Below are 22,370 nucleotides of genomic sequence, written 5' to 3' on the forward strand. Positions count from 1 at the left end.
AGGTTGCTCTCCTGTCTTTTGGTCGAGACTTGAGCCTACCTATACCGCGGTATAGGTGAAACCTATGCGAGTCACCCCGGCAGAGCCGGGGGTTTACCGTTTGTTAATTAGGTGCTCAAATAAAAGTTGATGGTAATTGTTTTTTTTCTGCCCGTTTTCCAGATCAGACATTAGCGCAAGTTAAAACATTACTGAATAATACCAACATTCGTTTAATCGAAGTCGATCAACCAAGATATCCGTTAAATATAATAAGCACAAATCTTAGCACAACGAGTGAAAGCAATACCCGTTATCAGGATGACAGTGGCGATCCTATGGTCACTCAAGTCACACCGTACGCCATCTATCAATCTCAAGCTGATCAAGTGGACTTTAACACAAATACAGATATAAAAGTTTGTATCATTGATTCAGGCCTTGATGCTTCAGCCACTGATTTTGACTGGAATAATATCACAGGAGACAATGACTCAGGCACCGGAAACTGGAATGAAAGCGGCGGCTCACATGGAACTCATGTTTCTGGCACTGTTGCCGCTGCAAACAATGATTATGGTGTCATCGGTATGGCACCTGGAGTTAGTTTACACATCATTAAAGTCTTTAATGAAGATGGATGGGGATACTCATCAGATTTAGCCAGCGCAGTACAACTTTGTCAGGAGGCGGATGCCAATATTATCAACATGAGCTTAGGTGGCGACAGTGCCAGTAGTACCGAAGAAGAAGTATTTCAATCATTTGAACAGGCCGGTGGACTCTCTGTTGCAGCGGCTGGCAACGATGGTAATGCTACGCGATCTTACCCTGCAGGATACGAGTCTGTCATGATGATAGGCGCGATTGATAATAATAATAATATTGCAGACTTCTCTCAATATCCACGATGCTCGACAGGTTATTTTAGTAACGAGCAAGAAAACAACCGTGTTTGTGTCGAAGTTGTTACAGGCGGAGTCGAAACATTATCCACATATCCAGAAGGAGAAGCCCGAGCTTCTTCCTTAAGTGCTGATAATATCAGCTATGACAGCAGTGCAATGGAAAACCTGGGGACTGTAACTGATACAGAAGGTTACTATATGGGTACAGCTGAAAATCAGGATTCTGCTGCCAACGGTAAAGTATGTCTCATTGACAGAGGTAATAACTCCTTCTATGAAAAAGTCGCTAATTGTGAAAATTCTGGCGGCATGGCCGCTGTTATTATCAATAATGAATCAGGCGTTTTAAGCGGGACACTAGGATCCGATAACGATACCAGTATTCCTGCTGCTGGGGCTGATTATGATGACAGAGAAGCATTATTAGATGCATCAAGTTTCAGTATTAGTGTTAATTCAAGTGATTATGGTTACATGAGTGGAACATCGATGGCCACACCCGCAGTATCTGGCGTTGCAGCTCTAATTTGGTCAAACTACACTCAATGTTCAGGAGAAGAAATTCGTAACGCATTAACCCAAACGGCTTTTCATCCCGAATCTGACTCATCTAAACATGATGTCTATTATGGATATGGCATAGTAAAAGCAAAAGATGCAGATAATTATTTAATTGAAAATGTTTGTACAGGGGATACCCCTGAATATTCAGATAGTACCTCTACAAATGCAGATGATAGTGGAGGCAGTTTTTCGTACTTACTCAGTTTTGCAATGCTACTACTCTTCATTCGAAAAAGGTTTAAAATATAAACAAAAAATAACAGGGTAAAATCTAATCAGTTTATTCTAACTGGGGTTATTAACTTTAACATAGCAAAACTTTTATTTTGCAACAGTTTTTGATAACGATTTATCCTGTTTATGTACTGTATGTCCTTTACGTCAATAAAAAACATACTGAACAATTATGATCTCTAATCATACATGATAACAATCTGAAGAAGTCAATGTACACTAAGATATACTCATTAAAATAACTAACCATTTCGCTATTTACAACTCAACTCAACCATCCTTAGCAGTCTCGCATTTTTCAGCTAATAAACTATATGCTAACCTGTTGTAAAATTCATAAGTCTGGCAAAAATGCTTTCATGACTTTTTGCTGTTGCAAACATCCATCTTTATCCTGTTGTATTTTTAACATACAAAAATCTTCAGCCCACTGCGATGTCCGCATACGGATGGGCGGTTTATCCATCGCAATGTAAAACCACTTGCGCCACCTCCTGACTGGTTTGATAAACCCCCTCACTGTTGCGGCTCTGCGCGCCTTGAATATATTGCTCTAAAATCGGCTTATACTCATCATCAACCATACCGCCAGAAGCTTGAAACTGACTAAGGGCATTATTGGCAAATTCACTGCGGATCCCACCAAGCCTCCCACAGAAGAAATATTAATAATATGGCCAGCTCTTGCTTCGCGCATGGAGGGTAACACCGCTTTGGTACACCGAATAACGCCCATTAGATTCACATCCAATGCCCACTTAATTTCATCTTCATTGGCTTGCTCAGTCGTACGAATGAAACCCGCGCCCGCATTATTCACCCAAATATCAATTCTTCCCGTTTCCTTCTGGATGTCATCGATACAGGCATTAACACTATCTGATCCTCGCACATCAAGCTGTTTGACTATTAATTCAACGTCGATTTCAACGCCCTGTTTATGTGCTTCATCCAATAATGCTTGGCGCTTATCAAAATTTCTCATGGTCGCAAAGGTTTTTATGCCTTGTTTCGCTAACATAATGGATAAGTGAAGCCCTAAGCCTGACGATGCCCCTGTGACGACTGCTACTTTCGACATTTTCTTTTCCTCGTTCATAGCCAAACCAGATTAAGATGCCACCTAGCTTGGGGATCTATCCCCTCAAATAACCTAAAACAGGCCTTTGAGTGACCCCATATTAATGAGTATAAGGTACAAGTTTTCGTCTCACAGTACGATATAAAATTGTTAATATTCAACATAAAACATTTTTATTTCCTAACCTTGCACAAGTCTCAATCACTACTTACCCTTAAATCATCCCTCAATCAACTTTCAAATATTCAAGCGATGAGGCTCTTGGCACATGAATCGATCCAGCTCGTTGACGATGAGGGCAAAAAATGGCAAATGAAAACGTATTTTTACAATTCAACGCGATTAAAAAAAGTTACGATCATAAGCAACTGGTCGTAAAAGATTTTAATTTGAGTGTTGCTGCAGGTGAATTTGTCACCTTACTGGGACCCTCTGGCTCAGGAAAAACCTCGGTGTTGATGCTCGTGGCCGGATTTGAAGGCGTCACCAGCGGTGATATTTTAATTAATGGCGTATCCATTAAATGTTTAGCTCCGCATCAACGTAATATTGGCATGGTTTTTCAAAATTATGCACTTTTTCCCCATATGACCGTTTCGCAAAACCTTGCCTATCCTTTGAAAGTCAGAAAATGGCCAAAGAAACGCATTCAATCTCAAATCAACACCTTTCTTGAAATGATTGAATTGACTGCTTTTGCTAAGCGTTATCCTAGCCAACTCTCGGGTGGTCAAAAACAACGCGTCGCTTTGGCCAGAGCGCTTATTTTTGAACCCAGTCTGGTGCTGATGGATGAACCCTTAGGCGCACTCGATAAGAAACTCCGCGAACAAATGCAATTTGAAATCACTCGGCTGCATAAGCAACTCCAATTTACTGTGCTTTATGTCACTCACGATCAAGAAGAAGCCTTAACCATGTCCGATCGCATCGCCGTATTTAGCGAAGGCATTGTACAACAATGTGCCAAACCCTATATTTTATATGAACACCCTGATAATGCTTTTGTTGCTGACTTTATAGGGGAAAACAATATGATAAAAGGCATTTGCCACCATCAACATGAGCAACATGCCGATATCGGTATTCTTCAAAACGAACGTATTCATGCACAAACTACAGCACGACTCAAGCCCAATCAAGCCTGTGTTATCTCCATTCGCCCCGAAAAAATCAGTATTAAACGCCTTATTGAAGCAACGCCAGAATCAATCCACCACTCACTCACCGCCACTTTTTATATTAAACATTATGTGGGCGGCTATATCCGATATTATTTTCAACTCTCCGATGGCAGTACTATTATGGTGAAAAGCCTCAATGTTCATCACCCTCTTCAGTTGGAACCACAAGAAAAAGTCCAATTAATCTGGTCTATCGATCATGCTCATGCTTTTATCATCGACTCAACAACATGACTATGATGATGAAAGTAATGATAAGTTATCAAATAATGCCACTGATAACTCACGACGTCATAGCCAAGAGTTAATGAAAAATCAACCAAGAGCATCGTTATGAGAAAACTCGACTACACTCGATAATATATTCTTCAATACCTAACAGATGGAGCCATTATGCGTCATTCTCTTTTCCTATCGATCTTGTTCTTATTCAGTTCTCTGATTGGCATTGGCACACCCACATTGGCTGAGGAATCATCCTTAACCGTCGTGTCTTTTGGTGGGGCTTATGGGGCTGCACAAAAAAAGCATATGATTGACCCTTACATGAAAAAGACCAATACCACGATCCTATTTGATGACTACTCTGGTGGCGTTGCTGAAATGAAAGCCCAAGTCGAAGCCAACAACGTATTATGGGATGTCGTTGATATTGAAGCTATTGATTTAGAACGTGCCTGCAGCGAAGGGTTACTTGAAGTCATTCCTGATAGCATTTTATCTAAAGGCAGTGATGGTGTGTCTGCCAAGAAAGATTTCTTACCTCAAGCCTTAGCCAATGAATGCGGAATAGGCCTCATGGTATGGGCCAATATTTTTGCGTTTAGTGAAAAAACCATCGGTAAAACCTATCCAACCACAATTGCAGATGTGTTTGATACCAAAAAAATCCCTGGTAAACGCGCTTTTAGAAAACGCCCTCAAGTGAATTTAGAGTGGGCCTTACTCGCCGATGGCGTCCCTAAAGAAAAACTCTATGCCACCCTCGCAACCGCCAAAGGTCAACAAAGAGCCTTTGCAAAACTCGATACCATCAAAAAAGATATTGTTTGGTTTGATAGTTGGTCTCAAGCTCCCCAACTGCTCAATGATGGCGGCGCCGTTATCGTTCAATCGGCCAATGGCCGCATTTATGATGCCATAGCAAAAGATAAAAAGCCTTTTCAAATCGTCTGGGACGGTAATCTTTATGATCTTGATGTATGGGCCATTGTCAAAGGCACCCAGCATAAACAAGCCGCATTAGACTTTATTACTTTTGCAACGGGCTCAAAACCCTTAGCCGGAATGGCAGATATCGCTTACGGGCCCACAAGAAAATCGTCGATGGCCTATGTATCACCCAATGTGCTCCCCTTTCTTCCCAGCTCAAACATGGCACAAGGATCACAAGCCGACTCCCTGTTTTGGAGTGATTATGGTGAATCATTAGGAGAGAAGTTTAATGAATGGCTGTTAAAACAATGATGAGGATCATCGGCTGAAAATCGAATAAAAAATGAAAAGATCAACTCTTTCAAGCGATGAAAAAGCAGCCGCTCGCGCCGAGCTTCGCCACCATCAATGGCTGGCTTTTTCACTGGTGCTGCCATTACTGTGCTTTTTACTTTTTAGCTTCATCGCCCCCATTTCAACATTACTGCTTCGCAGTGTTTATCATCCCAATGTTCAACAACTCATCCCCCATACTATCGCTTTACTCAATGAATGGGATGGTCATGACCTGCCCAATAATAATCTTATGATCCAAATGGCTATAGAATTAAAAAAACTAGCAAAACAAAGAGAAGCCGGAGAACTCGCACAAGAAATTAACCGAAATTTGGCGGGAAGTGCCTCACAAATAAAAATCACGGCTAGACAATTACGACAGATAGACGATGCAATATTAATGCACAAAGGACAAACCTATTTACAAGATGCTCACCCCGCTTGGCGAGACAAAGCCATTTGGTTCGCCATTAAAAAAGCGGGTCAAGTGTTTACCGACCAATACTATTTAACCGCACTGGATTTAGAAAAAAATGCCCAAGGAAAAATCCAATCAAGACAAGATATTAATCTTTATATCGCGCTTTTTTTAAAAACATTGAAAATGGCCTTTATCGTCACCGGCCTGACCTTAATACTCGGTTACCCTTTAGCCTATTACCTCGCCAGCGCTCCCGCACGAACAGCCAATGTACTGTTTATCTTTGTACTATTGCCCTTTTGGACATCTATACTGGTCAGAACCACCGCCTGGATAGCATTATTGCAAACCAATGGCGTCATCAATGCTTCATTACTTTGGTTAGATATTATTAAGCAACCCCTGCCCCTTTTATATAATCAATTCTCAACCATTATCGTCATGACACATATTTTATTACCATTAATGATTTTACCTTTATATGCTGTGATGAAAAGCATCGATCCGTGTTATGTCCGGGCAGCGGGTTCCTTGGGGGCAAAACCTGTCAGAATTTTTCTCACTGTGTATTTTCCCATGACACTCTCAGGACTCAGTGCAGGCATATTATTAGTCTTCATTTTATTTATTGGCTATTTTATTACCCCAGCATTAGTCGGAGGAACCGACGGTCAACTGATCTCCAATATTATTGCGTTTCATATGCAAAAATCAAATAACTGGGCATTAGCATCCGCGTTAGGCGCATTATTACTGCTGTTTATTATTGTGCTTTATTGGCTCTTTGACCGATTAACCGATCCCAACAAACTAAAATTGGTATAAGGGCTATCAAATCCATAATCACAATAATAATCAATATGACAACAGGAATAACTTATGTCTTCCTTTCCGTCTTACTACACAATATCACATAAAATTTCATTTGTTTTGTTGAAATTATTTGCCTTTTTAGTGTTATTTTTTTTAATGTTACCTCTACTCATCGTGATCCCACTTTCTTTTAATATTGAACCCTATTTCAGCTTTACTCAAGGTATGTTAAAACTGGATCCTAACGCTTATTCTCTTAAGTGGTATCACGCTTTTTTCTCAACTCCTATCTGGTTAACCGCCATCAAAAACAGTCTTTTTATTGCCACAGCAAGTGCCCTGCTGGCCACCACACTCGGCACCCTTGCGGCATTGGGATTAAGCGCCAACACCATGCCATTCAAGCGTTTCATCATGGCCATTTTTTTATCGCCCATGATAGTGCCACTGATCATCACCGCAGCGGGTATGTTCTTTTTTTATGCTAAGTTTAATCTTGTAGGTACCTATCTCGGTCTCATTTTAGCTCACACATCTCTAGGGATCCCCTTTGTCATCATTACCGTGTGTGCCTCTTTAAAAAGCTTTGATCAGAACCTATATAATGCCGCCCGTCTTTGTGGCGCATCGCCCATCCGAGCCTTTTTTAATATCACTTTCCCGCTGATTAAACCGGGGATTTTATCAGGGGCACTGTTTGCCTTTGTGACCTCTTTAGATGAAATTGTATTAGTGCTTTTTTTAGCGGGCCCAGAACAACGTACGATCCCTAGACAAATGTTCTCCGGATTAAGAGAACAAATTAACCCGACTATTTTAGCCGTTTCAACCCTACTGACCCTCATGACTATTTTACTGTTGATCAGCTTGTCCTTGCTGCGCCGTAATGAAAAAGCACCATAATAAAAACATTGATTATTAACGTTAAGCCGACACTTACTTTCTATGAACAAAATAAGCATATCGCTATCGATTTAAGGCTGTTATACCCGTGATAGGCATTAGTCTGGGCGGGGATCAAGATAATACATCTGAATAGTATAATAATCCCCCCCTACTCAGTAGGTGGGGGTATTGAAATTGGGGGAATATAATGATTAATTAACGAGGCCTTTAAGAGTAGACTCCGTTGAAAATAGACATTAGCAACGAGTTAACCAAGAAAACTTAGACTTCAGCGATACGTTTTAGCTTGGCTAAATAAAAACCATCAAAACCGGTTTCAGCAGGACTAATTGTCTCATCTTCGATGAACTCAAAATGCACATTCGCCGCTAAAAAAGCATCCACTTGATCGCGGTTTTCTTCAGGTAAAATGGAGCACGTTGCATAAACCAACATACCGCCAACTTTCACCATCCGACTGTAACTCTGCAAGATATGCTTCTGTAATTCGACTAAAACGGGTAAACGCTCTGCCGCATCTCGCCATTTTGTATCAGGATTACGTTTTAATACCCCCAAGCCCGAACAAGGCACATCGAGTAATACCCGATCGGCGGTTAATTTAAGTCGCTTAATGGTTTTACTGCTCGCAATAATCCGAGTTTCAACATTATGCGCACCCGCACGCCTAGCCCTTTGTTTTAAATTATCCAATTTCCATTGCTCGACGTCCATGGCCAGTAAACGCCCCTTACCTTCCATTTGAGCTGAGATAGATAAGGTTTTGCCTCCTGCCCCTGCACAAGCATCAATCACGCGCATACCGGGCTTGGCATCCAATGCCGCCGCAACCAATTGTGAACCGGCATCTTGCTGCTCAAATAAACCGAGCTTAAACGCTTTTGTTCGAAAAAGAGCTGAATCTGATGTGACTTCCAGTGCCGTCTCTACCCCTGCAACCTGTAACGTCGTCACCTGCTCTTTTGCGAGTGTTTTGATCAATTCATCCGGTGTCGTTTTTAATGTATTTGTGCGTAAAAAACGTTTCGCCGCTTGATATAATGCGGCCCGCTCTTGCGGCCACTTATCCCCTAATTGCTTAGAGCCTAGCGTGTCTAACCACTCCGGACAACCATCCCATAAAACAAGATCCGCTTTCGCTATCTCAATTCGCTTCGCTAAATCCGCCTCATCAATCGACAAAGAATATTGCATCTTAGGTAAAGGAAGTTGATGAAAAAGGTGCCAAGTATTTAATAACCTTGTCCCTAACCTCGCCACTTCCTCCGATTTCACATCAGACAAATAACAATATAAATTCAAACGTCTTAAGATATCCCCAACCACTAACGTGATACGTCCTTGCTCTGACGGCTGTAATGTCATACCTGAAAATTGCAAAGAATAAGCACGATCAAGCGGTTTCTTCTGCGTGAGAACAAGATCAAGTACATCGATCACCAATTGAGTCGAGCTGGGAGAAAGCGAAGAAGTTAACATGTTAGACTACCATAAATAAAAAACCGAGGGATCATAGGAGTAAAGTGAATAATACGCAAGCCAATCCCGCATTAAAATGACGCCAATGACAATCCAAACGCTTCTTTGATGCACTTTACAATACTCGCCACGGTTAAAGAGGATCAAATCGGTCTCATAACACGATCAATAATGCCACGACTAACATGGCTCGTAGACTGGCAGTAGAAGCAGGGCGGATAGATACACCACCTAAAAAAACGTAAATAAGGAATGACCACCCACAGGAAAGACCTCGCTGGACGCCTTCCTCGTTAGTTGACCAAACAAAAAGACAACAACCATCATAATTGCGGTTAACCAACGTCGCTATAGCCCTAGCGAATGTAACAGTTCATCCGCTTCATCCGCTTGACTATGACGCCCATTTTCTGTTGTTGCGAGCTTAACAGTACGATCCATTATTTGTTTACCGTGGGTTTCAAGCAGTCTATCTGGATCTTGTTCTTTATGATCAATCTCATGATTGAGTGAAATAAACTCAGTCTTATCCATAGCGAATTCAAGATAGAAACTATGATTATTTCCTGTTTTAAAGGCCACCCGACGGGAAATCGCTTCCGTTAAATTGGTATCAACCGATAAGGTGATTTCTTTATTAATAGTCAGCATCTTAGGCTGACTTTGACTGATCGATGATTGCAGTTCCTGACTCACTTTATTAATAAAATCACCGAGTATTTGATTCATTAATTCACCCATTACATTCGCCACTTCATCTGAAGTATGCGAAAACGCTAACTCTGACTCAGGCATGCCCATTTGCATCATATAGGCCCGATAGATCTCAATGGCTGAAGGTGCTGAAAAGTTAATCACCACCAAACCTGAAAAACCGCCATCAAAGATTGAAAAACAACCTAAATCAGGTTTTAAGCACGTTCGCGTAATACTCTGCACCATTCCCGCGTGGGTTACATCTGTGCTGGTGGCTGTCGATAATATATGTGATACCGAATGGCAAAGCTTAAGTAAAATATCTTGAGGAGTCACAACAGGTATACTCGGGATCATAATCCATTCCAGTGGTTAATAGCTGACATTCATTATTATTATTTTGGCTATATTAGCGAAAAAGAACAAAGAGTTCATCATAAAAAACAAATAAATAGCAAATATTGAATTCTTTTCATTTTAATTTATTATCTCACTGAACAAACATCATTATCCCTCTATCTAATACGAATATTAAGTCAACGGCTTATTATGCGAGTGCTATGATTAATGAACGCTTATCAATAGATAAGTGTTTTCACTTCAATACCACACTGTCCATTAAAAAAGATGGACGAGAGACCGAGTCAATCACACAGACAGACTATGACGAGAATATTGACCCTAAGGACACACGACAATTAATGGCATAAGACAAGGTATCACATGGCAAAAATGACACTTGCGGTACATGCTCAAATCTTCTGCATTCATAGTTTTGAACCTGAAGAGCCCATACCTTCCGACGTCTTCACTCAAGAAATGTATTTTATTGGAAAAACCAAAGATGAGATCTCCATTGTCGTCCCAGAACACCTCGATATAAATAGTCGAGAATGTGAACCGGGTTGGCGCTGTATCGAAGTGATTGGTCCTCTGGGGTTTTCAATGACAGGACTACTATCCAAAGTATCAGGCATTTTAGCCAAAAAAAAGATCAGCATTTTTGCCATTTCAACTTTTGATACCGACTACATTTTAGTCAAGAATCACGATCTCGACTGCGCGATTTGCTCACTGAAAAAAAACCAGTACCATATTATTGACGTCCCTAACCATCAATAATAAATAATAGTATAAAACAGTGACTTATTATATAGATCACATTAAAAACTCGGATCGATCTGGAATAAAAAAGCTTTTAAACCCATCCTGATGAGATCATAAAATGACTCGCTTCGGTGTTGCATCACATCAAAAGAGCCTACATTCCTTCAATTATGCATCTTAAATTGAACCATTGAACACACTCTGAAATGCGTTTTTCCAAGTAGTTTCGTATAAAGAGAGTATACTCAAAGAGATAGCCAGCTAAGATTGAATAAACGTCTTAGCTGTAAACAAAATTTAATCTCATCATCCTATTAAAGTCGTATTATCAATACCTTCATAATATCGTACTTTATCTCTCTACTGAGCAACGTAAGGATAAGTCATACTATTCATACAATAGACAATAGGCCCTAACAATGAAATATGAAAAGTCAGTGATTATCACAGCACAACACGGACTCCATACTCGCCCAGCAGCGCTATTAGTTAAGCAAGCGAAAAGCTATTCATGTGATATATTCATTCTGTGTCAGGGCAAGCAAGCCAGTGCAAAAAGTCTCTTTAAATTACAAACATTAGGCTTATATCACGGCATCCAAGTCACGGTGATGGCTGAAGGCGAAAATGCGCAAACCGCTGTTGAGGATGTCTCTAACCTCCTTTTGAAACTAAGTTAGGAGCCCATTATGCCATTATCAGGTATCGTCGTTTCTCCAGGGATCGCATTTGGCAATGCGTTACATCTGCATTTACATCCTGAAAAACGTGATTACCATTTGCTGCCATTGAATCAAATAGAAAAAGAAAAACAAACACTCATTCAAGTCATTGACCACAAAAAAAACCAATTGCTGCAACATTTACAACGACTTCCCGCTTCCTCTCACAACTATCAATTGATTGAAGCCGATTTATTATTGTTAGACGATGATGAACTAATCCAAAATATTTGTGCCGAAATTGAACGTTTTCAACTCTGCGCAGCGGTGGCCATTGAGCGGATATTTTCCTACCAAGCGGCAGAAATAAATGCATTAGATGATCATTACCTCACCAATCGCTCTCAAGACATCCTATCCCTAGCCAGTCGTCTCATTGATCAAATTAATGGTGCTCATAACGTTGAACTGAGTAAAATCGATGAACCCACTATTTTATTAGCCAGCGATATCACTCCGGCTGAATTTTCAATGTTACCGCTTAAATACATTACCGCCCTCGTATTAAAAACCGGCGGTATCACCAGTCATACTGCCATTTTAGCCAGAAGCGCGGGGATCCCCGCCCTCTTTGATTGTCCTTTTGACCAAGAGAGTATCACCAATCACCAAGTCTTAGCCCTCGATGCCTTAGCCGGTAAGCTCTATGTCGCCCCAAATGAGTCCATTTTAAGCCGTTTAACACAATTAAAAAAAACCACGCTAAAACAAAAACAACAACTGCTTAAATTTAAACACCGACAAACTCAAACCATCGATGGCCATGAAATACCGCTGCTGGTCAATATTGGTTCCATTAATGAAACCACCCACTTAAACGACATGGGAGTGGAAGGAATAGGCTTATTCAGAACAGAATTTATGCTGATGAATACCAAGAGTGCTCCTAGTGAAAATAAGCAATACCGACTCTATAGTGACATTCTTCACCTATTAAATGGCAAGCTCTTTACCATTAGAACCTTAGATATCGGTGCTGAAAAAGCCCTGCCTTTTCTTAATAGCTTACCCGAAGAAAACCCTGCATTGGGTTTAAGAGGGATCCGCTACACATTACAACACACTTCTTTACTGGTAACACAAGTTCGAGCCGTTTTAAGAGCGGCTCAATATGGGCCTATCCGCTTGATGTTCCCCATGATAAACCAAGTTGAAGAACTCGAAGCCATATTCGACATTATTAACCAATGCCAAACTCAACTCACCCAAGACCATGTCACTTTCGGTCAACTCAGCTATGGTATTGTTGTCGAAACCCCCGCAGCAGTGATGAATTTAGCGTCTATGCTGCCAAAATTAGACTTCATTAGTATCGGTACAAATGACTTAACACAATATGCCATGGCAGCGGATAGGGGCAACCCACTCTTTACCAGAGATTACCCTTCATTATCGCCAGCAATATTAAGCTTTATCCACCTGATCATCTCAACGGCGCAAGCTCATAATACCCAAGTGAGCCTTTGTGGTGAGCTCGCAAGCGATCCTCATGTCGCCCCTTTACTCATTGGCATGGGAGTCAATGAACTCAGTGTTAATTTACCCGCCATTCTCGAAATCAAATCAGCCCTGAGTAACATCAGTTATGCTCAATGTCATTTATTAGCACAAAAAGCACTCAGCTTGGTCACCATAAAAGCATTGCATGCGTGTGTTTATACCCAAGCTACTTGAAGATATAAAGTTCAGCTAATGCCTGCATGGCTCAATAGTCCATTCATAAGCAAAATGCCTCTTAAGATTAAACTATCTTAAGGTACCCCTCAAAGTGCACGAGAAAATGTTAAAATAAGCCTCTTTTCATTACCAATATAAAACACTGTCGATACAATAATGACACCGTGAAGGTGATCTCTGCGCCACACTCGTTTTGTCATGGCACATAAAAATAGATAGTGATAGTCTCAACCTATACAATGAAAAGAATACAATGATAGAAAAGATGCTCAACAAGTGGGGGCACAAGAAAAATAATCAGCCCCAGTCGACCTGAAAATAGCCATTTCAGTGTCACTTGGACAGAGCTAATATACCTAGAGGCTAAGAGGGTAAAGTATGGGATTTTTAAGCCGAATTAAACGATTAGTTTCAGGGCAAACCACACGTATAGGCAACGTTGATATTTATGCACCGTTATCAGGCAAGATCGTTGCAATAGAAGCCGTTCCCGATCCTGTTTTTTCTGAAAAAATTGTGGGGGATGGTTTAGCGATTGAACCTAGAGGCGATAAAATTCTCGCCCCAATCGATGGAAGAATAGGAAAGATTTTTGAAACAAATCATGCCTTTAGTATTGAATCGCCACAAGGATTAGAAATTTTTGTTCACTTTGGTATTGGTACTGTTGAGCTACGAGGCGTAGGCTTTACCCGTTTGGCTGAAGAAGGACAAGAAGTCAAAAGCGGTGATCCCATTCTCTCTTTTGATTTAGCGTATCTAAAACAACATGTTGACAGTATACTCACCCCCGTTTTATTAGCTAACATGGAAGATATACAAGGATTAGAAAAACGCCATGGTTATGTTGAAGCCGGTAAAGATGTGATTTTTTCAGCCATACTTTAGAGCCTAATCCGACAGAACATTGAAAAAAGAAATAGGCAGCCGCAAATGATCCACCGACGGCGTATAAAGACATATTTCAACTCATTCGGGTTTAACCGTATAAAAAAACAACATCCAAGATATTTCCTTCACTTTGCCGTGGAATAAACCGGTTTCCCTATTGAGTCGTTAATATGAGGATGCCACAATAGGCATCTTTAGTCCATGGGACGTTACTCATGGCACTTTGATCAGTGAACAGTAATGTGAGAGACACCCGCACATTATGTTAAAAAAGCGATGCATCACCCTTAATACGGAGTAATCCACTTGACATTATTTGGCATTAAAAACTGTGATACCGTTCGTAAAGCACAAAAATTTATTGAGGCAAACAAACTAGCGGTTGATTTTCATGATTTTAGACAAGATGGATTGACTCGAGAACAGCTTGAGCATTGGGCGAGTCTCACCGACTGGACACTATTATTCAATAAGCGTAGTACCAGTTTCCGCGCTTTATCCGAAGACGATAAAAACGATATTAATCAAGAAAAAGCCATCGACTTAATGCTAGCAAATCCAACCCTCATTAAGCGCCCCGTACTGGTAGAACAAGATAAACTCATGCTAGGGTTTAAAGAAGCAGATTATAAGGCGTGGTTTAATTTATGAGTCAATCAAACGATATAACCCCGCAACGTGACGTGTTGGCACTAACCAAGGATCTTATTTCCCGGCCATCGGTTACGCCTTTAGACGAAGGCTGTCAACAGCTTATGAGCGATAGACTCAACGCCTGTGGCTTTAACATTGAGTCTATGGTCTTTGAAGACACCACCAATATGTGGGCCCGACGAGGACATTCCCATCCCGTTTTTTGTTTTGCTGGTCATACTGACGTGGTACCTACAGGCGATTTAAATCGCTGGCATACACCTCCTTTTGAGCCCGTTGTCATTGATGATTATCTTTATGGCCGAGGCGCTGCCGATATGAAGGGCTCCTTAGCCGCGATGATTGTGGCCACAGAACGGTTTGTCGCTAAGCATCCTGATCATAAAGGCTCTATTGCTTTTTTAATTACCAGCGATGAGGAAGGTCCCTTCATCAATGGAACCACTCGAGTCATTGATACCCTCGAAGCACGAAATGAGAAAATCACTTGGTCATTAGTGGGTGAGCCTTCTTCCACACATAAATTGGGCGATATTGTCAAAAACGGTCGCCGAGGCAGTTTAACGGGCAACCTGACCGTCAAGGGTATTCAAGGCCATGTTGCCTACCCTCACCTCGCTGATAACCCGATCCACAATGCCGCCCCCGTATTAACGGAACTGGCGAATACGGTTTGGGATAAGGGTAATGATTTTTTTCCTCCTACCAGTTTTCAAATTGCCAATATCAATGGCGGAACCGGCGCCTCAAATGTGATCCCTGGCGATTTAACGATCATGTTTAATTTTCGCTACTCGACCGAAGTCACAGCAGAAATACTCATAGAACGCGTCATTACATTATTCGATAAACATGAACTGAAGTATGATATTGACTGGATTTTTAATGGCTTACCATTTTTAACCGATAATGGCCCTTTGCTCGACGCCACCCGTGATGCCATTAAAACAATCACCGGCTTAGACACCGATCCTCAAACCAGCGGCGGCACCTCAGATGGTCGCTTTATTGCGCCAACAGGCGCACAAGTCATCGAACTGGGTCCCGTTAATGCCACCATACATAAAGTCAATGAGTGTGTGAATATTGATGATCTCGAGCAGTTAGCCTTATGTTATGAGCAGATTTTGGAAAATCTCTTGTGCTAATCTCTCCTCTCGCCCTTTATGGTTTCGCACAAGATCACCTCAAAACCTTTAGTGGCGGGCGCTTGGAAACGGACACCTTAGCCGCTTTTAACCTCATGCAAAAAGCGGCTAAAAAAGAGGGCATTCATCTCGACACCTGCTCAACATTTCGCGATTTTAACGCCCAGCAGGCCATTTGGGATAACAAAGCGCAAGGACTACGGCCTATTCTGGATAGCAATAATCAAACTGTAGAGATTAACGATAAGTCTGACAATGAGATCATCGATTTAATTTTACGCTGGTCAGCCCTTCCTGGTACCTCACGTCATCATTGGGGCACGGACTTAGATGTGTTTGATAGTCGTGCTATCAAACAATGCCAATTACAGCTTATTGACAGCGAATACCATGAACATGGCCCTTGCTATGCACTATATCAATGGCTGCAAAAATACGCTTCACACTATGGCTTTTATTTTCCCTATCAAATCGGATTAAGCGGCGTCAGTCCAGAGCCTTGGCATTTAAGTTATTATCCGCTTTCAGCAAAACTCCTTAAACAGTTTGATCCCGACCAATTAGCCCATTTATTAGCGCAGAGCCATATACAATTAAAGCACGCCTTATTGCCTCGGCTGGGGCCCTTAGTTAACGAATATGTTTTACGTGTCGCACCCTGTCCTTAGCATTGATAACGTAAACAGGTCGTTAAAGACAATCACAATAAAGCAATAGATTGATAAGACACTCTTTCTATCTCACTGAATAGACCAGCTCTAGCGTAAAGAGTGCTAAGATAATGACAGAATAATCATCAGAGTGAAGTAAAATGAAGCTACTAAAGCCTTTATTTGATAATAATCGCCGCTGGGCTGAGCGTATTGTTAAAGAAGACCCACAATTTTTTGAACAACTGGCCACCCAGCAACATCCTGAATACCTCTGGATAGGCTGCTCTGATAGCCGTGTGCCTTCTAATCAAATTATTGATCTCATGCCGGGTGAAGTCTTTGTACATCGCAACATAGCCAATATGGTAATGCACACCGATCTCAATTGTTTGTCAGTGCTTCAATATGCCGTAGAGGTATTAAAAGTCAAACACATCATGGTCGTTGGTCACTACGGTTGTGGGGGCGTTAAAGCCGCAATGGGAACTGAACGCTTAGGTCTGATTGATAACTGGCTTCACCCTATCCGAAATATTCACCGTTCACATCAACATAGTCTGTCAAAAATGAATGAAAAAGCGCGTTTTGACCGCCTATGTGAACTCAATGTGATTGAGCAAGTTGGCAATGTCACCGCCACCACCATCGTTCAAGATGCATGGCACCGAGGACAAAGCCTGGCGGTACATGGTTGGATTTACAGTATCGAAAATGGATTATTATCCGACTTAGACGTGACAGTCAATAAAGACAGCCTAACGGATGAAAAATGATTAGCCCTTCATCAAGTAAATCTGAGGTCCAATGAAACAAGAATGTCATTATTGTCGACATGCGGCCTGTTTTTACCCGCTTAGCGCTCAAAATATCACTATTCGTCCAATATTCGCGAAGAATACTCGCGCTTTTTCCTCTATCACAGTTATAATCCCAACCATTATTTGAAATGTTAACTCAGCACAACGCATTCTAAGGAAATCCTCATGCCTGGTTTTGAATTATTTGGTCCTGAAGAAAAACAGGAAGTCGCAGATGTCATGGAAAACGGTTTTACCTTCCGTTATAACTTCGATCATATGCGCAACGATCGCTGGAAAACCAGAGAAATGGAACAGCTTTTATGCGAAAAGATGAATGTTAAGCATGCCCATCTTGTTTCGAGTGGTACAGCCGCATTGCAAACGGCCTTGGCTGCCGCTGGCATTGGTGCAGGTGATGAGGTCATTGTTCCGCCTTTTACCTTTGTTGCCTCAGTTGAAGCCGTTTTTATGGCAGGCGCTGTGCCGATTTTTGCGGAAATTGATGAAACCCTGTGCTTGTCTCCTGAAGGCATTGAAGCGGTTGTCACCCCAAAGACCAAAGCCATTAACCTGGTTCATATGTGCGGTTCTATGGCAAAAATGGATGAAATCAAAGCGGTGTGTAAAAAGCATAACTTGATTATCCTCGAAGATGCCTGCCAAGCCATTGGCGGCAGTTATAAAGGCCAAGCATTAGGCACTATAGGGGATGTGGGTTGTTATTCCTTTGACTCGGTTAAAACCATCACTTGTGGTGAAGGCGGCGCGGTGATCACCAATAATGAAACCATCTATAACCATGCACATATGTTCTCTGATCATGGTCATGATCATGTGGGCAATGATCGTGGTGCAGAGTCTCACCCGATCATGGGACTGAACTTTAGAATTTCAGAAATGAATTCTGCTATGGGCTTAGCTCAACTGCGTAAACTGGATAAAATTATCGATATTCAGCGTACCAATAAAAAGCTCATTAAAGAGGCCATCGCGGATATTAGCGAGATTAGCTTTCGTGAAATCCCCGATCCAGAAGGCGATTCAGCAGGCTTCTTAACCTTCATGTTGCCAACAGAAGCGCGCACTATCGAAATTAATCAAAAACTCGCTGAGAATGGCGTTGATGGTTGTTTCTATTGGTATGTCAATAACTGGCATTATCTAAGCAACTGGAAACATATCCAAGAGTTGCGCTCATCTGCTGCACTGCCCATCACCTTAATTGCTGACAGACCTGACTATACTCAGGTATCAGTGCCTAAGTCTGATGCCATAATGAGTCGTACTATTTCAATGTTAATTAAATTATCTTGGACTGAAGAACAAATCCAAGAGCGCATTAACAATATCAAAAAAGCCTTTGCTTAAAGGTTAACACGCAACAATATAATGAGATGCTGGGCATCTCATTATCACTAGCCTCGACTCGTCAAACATGTAATGGAGCCTATGATATGAGTTTTAAGAATTTCAAAGTCGTGCCCAAAATGATCTATGGTCGCGGTTCATTTGCAGAGCTTGAAAATGTACTTGCAGCACAACGCAAACAAGATAGCGATTACGTTGTGTTTTTAGTCGATGATGTCCATAAAGGTAAACCGTTAGAATCACGTATTCCCTTAAAAGCACAAGACTTACTAGTTTGGGTTAATGTTGATGATGAACCCTCAACCGAACAAATCGATAGTCTGACTGAACAAGTCCAAGCCTTTAGTGACAAGCAAGCGGTCAGCGTCATTGGCCTCGGTGGCGGTTCAACGATTGATGTGGCCAAAGCCGTCTCTCTCATGCTAACCAATCCGGGTGGCTCAGCCAAATACCAAGGTTGGGATTTAATTGAAAACCCAGCGGTTCATCATGTCGGCATTCCAACCATTTCGGGCACCGGCGCTGAAGCTTCACGCACAGCCGTACTGTGTGGACCGGAACGTAAACTGGGCTTAAACTCTGATTATACCGTTTTTGATCAAATCATCATGGATCCTGAACTGATCCAAGGTGTGCCTACCGATCAATGGTTTTATACTGGAATGGATTGTTACATCCATTGTATTGAATCATTAGAAGGTACCTTTTTAAATGAATTTTCTAAATCTTACGGTGAAAAGGCCTTGGCACTTTGCCGCGAAGTCTATTTAGACGATCATCCTGAAAAAGATGACAAACTGATGATGGCTTCGTTTATGGGTGGTATGAGCATTGCCTATAGCCAAGTTGGCGCCTGCCACGCAATCTCTTATGGCTTAGGCTATGTCTTAGGTTACCATCACGGTATTGGTAATTGTATCGCCTTTGATGTATTAGAAGAGTTCTACCCTGAGGGTGTTGCCGAATTCCGCCGAATGCTGAAAAAACACAATGTCACCTTACCCAAAAATATCTGTAAAGATTTACCGGATGAAACCATTGAAAAAATGGTGAAAGTGGCGAAAAGTATGGGACCTTTGTGGCATAATGTGTACGGTGATAATTGGGCAGAAAAAGTGACTGATGAAATGTTAACCAAACTTTATCGTCGCATCTAGTTCCCCTTTCGTCTTAAGGACATCAACGTCATCAAAGCCATTAGCACGACGTTGAGCATAAATGGGCTGCTTGCGGCCCTTCATATTTTGTAAAATAGGTAAATCAATGAATGTCACTTTATTAATCCCTGCGCGCTATGGATCGAGTCGTTTTCCAGGTAAACCATTGGCTCCCATTAATGGTAAACCCATGATACAACATGTCTATGAACGAGCGTCTTTAGCCAAAGGATTAAATCATATCTATGTCGCCACCGACGATGATAGAATTAAAGCGGCAGTCGAATCTTTTGGCGGTCAGGTCATAATGACCAGTCCTGAAGCGGCATCCGGTACCGATCGTATTGAAGACGCCATCACACAATTAGGATTAGAAGATGATGATTTAGTCATCAATCTTCAAGGCGATCAGCCTTTAATCGATCCCATTTCTATCGAACAGATCATTCGTTTATTTGAGCGTCACCCAGGTGAATTTGGAATGGCAACACTCGGATTTGAAATTACCGAAAAGCATGAGCTCGATGATCCTAAGCATGTCAAAATGGTATTCGATAATGACTTTCACGCCTTATACTTTTCCCGTGCGCGTATTCCTTTTGGTCGTGATACCAATGAATATCCGGTTTATAAACATTTAGGTATTTATGCGTATACTCGGCAATTCGTCTCGACCTTTGCTAAGCTGCCTTTAGGGCGTTTAGAAGATCTCGAAAAGCTCGAACAGCTACGCGCTTTGGAATACGGTCATAAAATTAAAGTGGCTATCAGTGCTTTTGATTCTCCAGAGGTGGACACACCCGAAGATATCAGGATCTGTGAAGCACGACTTGCCGTTGATTAACAGCCTTTACACGACCTGGATATAGCGATTCAGGTCGTTGACTCAACTCACTGACACCTGAGTCATATTGAGCATTAAGGCATCACAGAGAGCGAAGAGGCAAACATGTCGAATGTGGAAACATGGTTAATCATTATCCTCATCATCGCGGTGATCGCCAGTAACCTAGTGGTACTCAAATACAGCGCTAAATATAAGCTGCCTCAATTTGGTAAAAACAACAAAAAAGTGCCCAGAAGCACCCAGAAAAAACCGGCGGCGAATGATCAACATCATGATGATCCCACTAAAAACAAAGGGAATAATGACAAATCACCAAAATAAGAAACGATTTTTTTGCGCTTGATTATTCAAAATCAAGCTCTGGTAATATGCTCAATGCATGCATTTTTCGCGCATTATATTTCAATGCCCAATCTTGATACCACAGTGTTACTGTTTCCTCTCCACATACATCAGCGATATACTGCATCTGCTCCCTTAATTCATTAACAGAAATAGACTCATTCCGAGTCGAAGACGGCACATGATGATAAAATTCATTAAATATGCTCATGCAAAAAACATAATAATCTTGAGTAAATAAAATGAAAAAATGCCACATTTCATCAATAATGAATGTTTCATCGACAATATTAAGCCGCTTAGATCTATCATGTGAATACTCCACACTGGCATACAAAAATAACTTCAACTGCCCAAAAATTACTTCAGCTTCAGGTTTGGAAATAGCGTAATATTGAGTAAATCGCTCCACCACATTAACATTATGATATTCAAGTAACTTAATCGGGATCATAAAACATCCCTCCAAGAAGTGAGAAGTGAGAAGTGTCATGAAATAATAAGATAGCACTTCTTTAAGAAGTGCTAGGACATAGAGTATTAACATTGAACAATAAAACAATACATTACTTGATAATAATATCTTATTCTGAACTTAAGCTTACAAATAATTAAAAGTATCGATTATAAATTAACATCCTGATATTCTTCAATATGATATATCACTGAAACTTTTGTAAACATAAGATTTAACTCATTTAACTTTGTTTATTTTACAATTATACTATTCATCTTTTATTAAACGATTTACAAAAGAAATGACAATAATCAAGTTCAAAATACGCTATATTTAAGCAAGCGATTTCGTTGCCAATATGCTCATTGACGTACAAGGTTTATTTATGGATAACACTGTTCTTAATGCTCAATTATCACCCATCCCACCAGATCCCCAATCCATAGATCCCTCCCTAACTGCCATGGAAAAAATTTGGCATATTGTTGCAATGATCCCAGAAGGAAACGTCAGTAGTTATGGTAAAGTCGCCGATTATGCCGGTCTCCCCGGCCGAGCAAGGTATGTGTCTAAAGCCTTAAAATTAGCCCCAAAAAACCTGAGACTCCCTTGGCATAGAGTCATTAACAGTCAAGGTAAAATATCGTTCCCAATCAATACACCCGCTTTCAGAGAGCAGATGCAATGGCTCACAATGGAAGGCATTATCGTCACCAAAGGCAGAATAAAATTAACCCAGTTTGAATGGAGACCCGATATGGCCACCTTAGTGCTATCCATTCCTTTTTAAT

At 41.2% G+C, this 22,370-nt stretch carries 22 protein-coding genes and 1 pseudogene; 18 read left to right on the plus strand and 5 right to left on the minus strand.

Features of this window, described 5'->3' with window-relative positions:
- Positions 1 to 119: 119 nt before the first annotated feature.
- Positions 120 to 1,583: pseudogene (locus L2764_RS13505) on the plus strand (S8 family serine peptidase); the annotation flags it as partial.
- Between the two features lie 655 nt (positions 1,584 to 2,238).
- Here the strand turns inward: L2764_RS13505 and L2764_RS13510 are convergent.
- Positions 2,239 to 2,766 (minus strand): SDR family oxidoreductase, encoded by a 528-nt coding sequence (locus L2764_RS13510; RefSeq protein WP_248940782.1) that lies wholly within the window; start codon positions 2,764 to 2,766, stop codon positions 2,239 to 2,241.
- Positions 2,767 to 3,071: 305 nt separating this feature from the next.
- Here L2764_RS13510 and L2764_RS13515 point away from each other — a divergent pair, with 305 nt between their 5' ends.
- The 4 genes from L2764_RS13515 (at position 3,072) to L2764_RS13530 (ending at position 7,578) form a co-directional block, all read left to right on the plus strand.
- Positions 3,072 to 4,184: an ABC transporter ATP-binding protein gene (locus tag L2764_RS13515; RefSeq protein ID WP_248940783.1), complete on the plus strand. Its 1,113-nt coding sequence runs from the start codon at positions 3,072 to 3,074 to the stop codon at positions 4,182 to 4,184.
- 159 nt (positions 4,185 to 4,343) lie between these two features.
- Positions 4,344 to 5,417 (plus strand): ABC transporter substrate-binding protein, encoded by a 1,074-nt coding sequence (locus L2764_RS13520; RefSeq protein ID WP_248940784.1) that lies wholly within the window; start codon positions 4,344 to 4,346, stop codon positions 5,415 to 5,417.
- Positions 5,418 to 5,448: 31 nt separating this feature from the next.
- Entirely contained in the window at positions 5,449 to 6,687 is a 1,239-nt protein-coding gene (locus tag L2764_RS13525) for an ABC transporter permease (protein WP_248940785.1), read from the plus strand.
- A gap of 54 nt (positions 6,688 to 6,741) precedes the next feature.
- Positions 6,742 to 7,578: an ABC transporter permease gene (locus L2764_RS13530; RefSeq protein WP_248940786.1), complete on the plus strand. Its 837-nt coding sequence runs from the start codon at positions 6,742 to 6,744 to the stop codon at positions 7,576 to 7,578.
- Between the two features lie 264 nt (positions 7,579 to 7,842).
- On the opposite strand, the gene L2764_RS13535 is transcribed toward L2764_RS13530, so the two are convergent.
- Together L2764_RS13535 and L2764_RS13540 are read right to left on the minus strand one after the other, a co-directional pair.
- Positions 7,843 to 9,060: an RsmB/NOP family class I SAM-dependent RNA methyltransferase gene (locus tag L2764_RS13535; protein ID WP_248940787.1), complete on the minus strand. Its 1,218-nt coding sequence runs from the start codon at positions 9,058 to 9,060 to the stop codon at positions 7,843 to 7,845.
- 348 nt (positions 9,061 to 9,408) lie between these two features.
- Positions 9,409 to 10,113 carry a DUF3334 family protein gene (locus L2764_RS13540; protein WP_283107005.1) on the minus strand — a complete coding sequence of 235 codons (705 nt, stop codon included), beginning with the start codon at positions 10,111 to 10,113 and terminating at the stop codon, positions 9,409 to 9,411.
- A gap of 366 nt (positions 10,114 to 10,479) precedes the next feature.
- Between L2764_RS13540 and L2764_RS13545 the strand changes: the two genes are divergently transcribed.
- The 10 genes from L2764_RS13545 (at position 10,480) to kdnB (ending at position 19,933) form a co-directional block, all read left to right on the plus strand.
- Entirely contained in the window at positions 10,480 to 10,878 is a 399-nt protein-coding gene (locus L2764_RS13545) for an ACT domain-containing protein (protein WP_248940788.1), read from the plus strand.
- 404 nt (positions 10,879 to 11,282) lie between these two features.
- Complete coding sequence (locus L2764_RS13550; RefSeq protein ID WP_248940789.1) at positions 11,283 to 11,543, plus strand: HPr family phosphocarrier protein; 261 nt, start codon at positions 11,283 to 11,285, stop codon at positions 11,541 to 11,543.
- A gap of 9 nt (positions 11,544 to 11,552) precedes the next feature.
- Positions 11,553 to 13,259, plus strand: a complete 1,707-nt coding sequence (gene ptsP, locus L2764_RS13555) for a phosphoenolpyruvate--protein phosphotransferase (protein WP_248940790.1) — start codon at positions 11,553 to 11,555, stop codon at positions 13,257 to 13,259.
- Positions 13,260 to 13,640: 381 nt separating this feature from the next.
- Positions 13,641 to 14,150, plus strand: coding sequence for a PTS glucose transporter subunit IIA (crr, locus tag L2764_RS13560; RefSeq protein WP_248940791.1), 510 nt, complete (start codon positions 13,641 to 13,643; stop codon positions 14,148 to 14,150).
- Positions 14,151 to 14,459: 309 nt separating this feature from the next.
- Positions 14,460 to 14,804 (plus strand): arsenate reductase, encoded by a 345-nt coding sequence (locus L2764_RS13565; protein ID WP_248940792.1) that lies wholly within the window; start codon positions 14,460 to 14,462, stop codon positions 14,802 to 14,804.
- Complete coding sequence (dapE, locus tag L2764_RS13570) at positions 14,801 to 15,955, plus strand: succinyl-diaminopimelate desuccinylase (RefSeq protein WP_248940793.1); 1,155 nt, start codon at positions 14,801 to 14,803, stop codon at positions 15,953 to 15,955. Before L2764_RS13565 ends, dapE begins: the two co-directional genes overlap by 4 nt.
- Entirely contained in the window at positions 15,949 to 16,623 is a 675-nt protein-coding gene (locus L2764_RS13575; protein ID WP_248940794.1) for a M15 family metallopeptidase, read from the plus strand. Before dapE ends, L2764_RS13575 begins: the two co-directional genes overlap by 7 nt.
- Positions 16,624 to 16,766: 143 nt before the next feature.
- On the plus strand, positions 16,767 to 17,381 hold the full coding sequence (gene can, locus L2764_RS13580) for a carbonate dehydratase (protein ID WP_248940795.1): 615 nt from the start codon (positions 16,767 to 16,769) through the stop codon (positions 17,379 to 17,381).
- A gap of 210 nt (positions 17,382 to 17,591) precedes the next feature.
- Complete coding sequence (gene kdnA / locus L2764_RS13585; protein ID WP_248940796.1) at positions 17,592 to 18,776, plus strand: 8-amino-3,8-dideoxy-alpha-D-manno-octulosonate transaminase KdnA; 1,185 nt, start codon at positions 17,592 to 17,594, stop codon at positions 18,774 to 18,776.
- Positions 18,777 to 18,862: 86 nt separating this feature from the next.
- A complete protein-coding gene (gene kdnB, locus L2764_RS13590) occupies positions 18,863 to 19,933 on the plus strand; it encodes a 3-deoxy-alpha-D-manno-octulosonate 8-oxidase KdnB (protein WP_248940797.1) in 1,071 nt (356 codons plus the stop codon).
- On the opposite strand, the gene L2764_RS13595 is transcribed toward kdnB, so the two are convergent.
- The gene (locus L2764_RS13595) at positions 19,907 to 20,050 is read right to left on the minus strand and encodes a hypothetical protein (protein WP_248940798.1); all 144 of its coding nucleotides are present in this window, start codon (positions 20,048 to 20,050) and stop codon (positions 19,907 to 19,909) included. The genes kdnB and L2764_RS13595 overlap by 27 nt on opposite strands.
- Between L2764_RS13595 and kdsB the strand changes: the two genes are divergently transcribed.
- Positions 20,040 to 20,777 (plus strand): 8-amino-3,8-dideoxy-manno-octulosonate cytidylyltransferase KdsB, encoded by a 738-nt coding sequence (kdsB, locus tag L2764_RS13600; protein ID WP_248940799.1) that lies wholly within the window; start codon positions 20,040 to 20,042, stop codon positions 20,775 to 20,777. The genes L2764_RS13595 and kdsB overlap by 11 nt on opposite strands.
- Before the next feature lie 105 nt (positions 20,778 to 20,882).
- Entirely contained in the window at positions 20,883 to 21,101 is a 219-nt protein-coding gene (locus L2764_RS13605; protein ID WP_248940800.1) for a DUF2897 family protein, read from the plus strand.
- 22 nt (positions 21,102 to 21,123) lie between these two features.
- On the opposite strand, the gene L2764_RS13610 is transcribed toward L2764_RS13605, so the two are convergent.
- Positions 21,124 to 21,576, minus strand: coding sequence for a UCP032817 domain-containing protein (locus L2764_RS13610; RefSeq protein WP_248940801.1), 453 nt, complete (start codon positions 21,574 to 21,576; stop codon positions 21,124 to 21,126).
- A 466-nt stretch (positions 21,577 to 22,042) separates the two neighbouring features.
- Between L2764_RS13610 and L2764_RS13615 the strand changes: the two genes are divergently transcribed.
- Positions 22,043 to 22,369 (plus strand): MGMT family protein, encoded by a 327-nt coding sequence (locus L2764_RS13615; RefSeq protein ID WP_248940807.1) that lies wholly within the window; start codon positions 22,043 to 22,045, stop codon positions 22,367 to 22,369.
- Position 22,370 lies beyond the last annotated feature (1 nt).

The sequence above is a fragment of the Shewanella surugensis genome (assembly GCF_023284005.1).
Taxonomy (GTDB): Bacteria; Pseudomonadota; Gammaproteobacteria; order Enterobacterales; family Shewanellaceae; genus Shewanella; species Shewanella surugensis.

Excerpts from the sequence above, each read along its gene's own strand:
- L2764_RS13510 (WP_248940782.1), bottom strand. The coding sequence starts at position 2,766 with ATGTCGAAAGTAGCAGTCGTCACAGGGGCATCGTCAGGCTTAGGGCTT.
- L2764_RS13515 (WP_248940783.1), top strand. The coding sequence starts at position 3,072 with ATGGCAAATGAAAACGTATTTTTACAATTCAACGCGATTAAAAAAAGT.
- L2764_RS13520 (WP_248940784.1), top strand. The coding sequence starts at position 4,344 with ATGCGTCATTCTCTTTTCCTATCGATCTTGTTCTTATTCAGTTCTCTG.
- L2764_RS13525 (WP_248940785.1), top strand. The coding sequence starts at position 5,449 with ATGAAAAGATCAACTCTTTCAAGCGATGAAAAAGCAGCCGCTCGCGCC.
- L2764_RS13530 (WP_248940786.1), top strand. The coding sequence starts at position 6,742 with ATGTCTTCCTTTCCGTCTTACTACACAATATCACATAAAATTTCATTT.
- L2764_RS13535 (WP_248940787.1), bottom strand. The coding sequence starts at position 9,060 with ATGTTAACTTCTTCGCTTTCTCCCAGCTCGACTCAATTGGTGATCGAT.
- L2764_RS13540 (WP_283107005.1), bottom strand. The coding sequence starts at position 10,113 with ATGATCCCGAGTATACCTGTTGTGACTCCTCAAGATATTTTACTTAAG.
- L2764_RS13545 (WP_248940788.1), top strand. The coding sequence starts at position 10,480 with ATGGCAAAAATGACACTTGCGGTACATGCTCAAATCTTCTGCATTCAT.
- L2764_RS13550 (WP_248940789.1), top strand. The coding sequence starts at position 11,283 with ATGAAATATGAAAAGTCAGTGATTATCACAGCACAACACGGACTCCAT.
- ptsP (WP_248940790.1), top strand. The coding sequence starts at position 11,553 with ATGCCATTATCAGGTATCGTCGTTTCTCCAGGGATCGCATTTGGCAAT.
- crr (WP_248940791.1), top strand. The coding sequence starts at position 13,641 with ATGGGATTTTTAAGCCGAATTAAACGATTAGTTTCAGGGCAAACCACA.
- dapE (WP_248940793.1), top strand. The coding sequence starts at position 14,801 with ATGAGTCAATCAAACGATATAACCCCGCAACGTGACGTGTTGGCACTA.
- can (WP_248940795.1), top strand. The coding sequence starts at position 16,767 with ATGAAGCTACTAAAGCCTTTATTTGATAATAATCGCCGCTGGGCTGAG.
- kdnA (WP_248940796.1), top strand. The coding sequence starts at position 17,592 with ATGCCTGGTTTTGAATTATTTGGTCCTGAAGAAAAACAGGAAGTCGCA.
- kdnB (WP_248940797.1), top strand. The coding sequence starts at position 18,863 with ATGAGTTTTAAGAATTTCAAAGTCGTGCCCAAAATGATCTATGGTCGC.
- kdsB (WP_248940799.1), top strand. The coding sequence starts at position 20,040 with ATGAATGTCACTTTATTAATCCCTGCGCGCTATGGATCGAGTCGTTTT.
- L2764_RS13605 (WP_248940800.1), top strand. The coding sequence starts at position 20,883 with ATGTCGAATGTGGAAACATGGTTAATCATTATCCTCATCATCGCGGTG.
- L2764_RS13610 (WP_248940801.1), bottom strand. The coding sequence starts at position 21,576 with ATGATCCCGATTAAGTTACTTGAATATCATAATGTTAATGTGGTGGAG.
- L2764_RS13615 (WP_248940807.1), top strand. The coding sequence starts at position 22,043 with ATGGAAAAAATTTGGCATATTGTTGCAATGATCCCAGAAGGAAACGTC.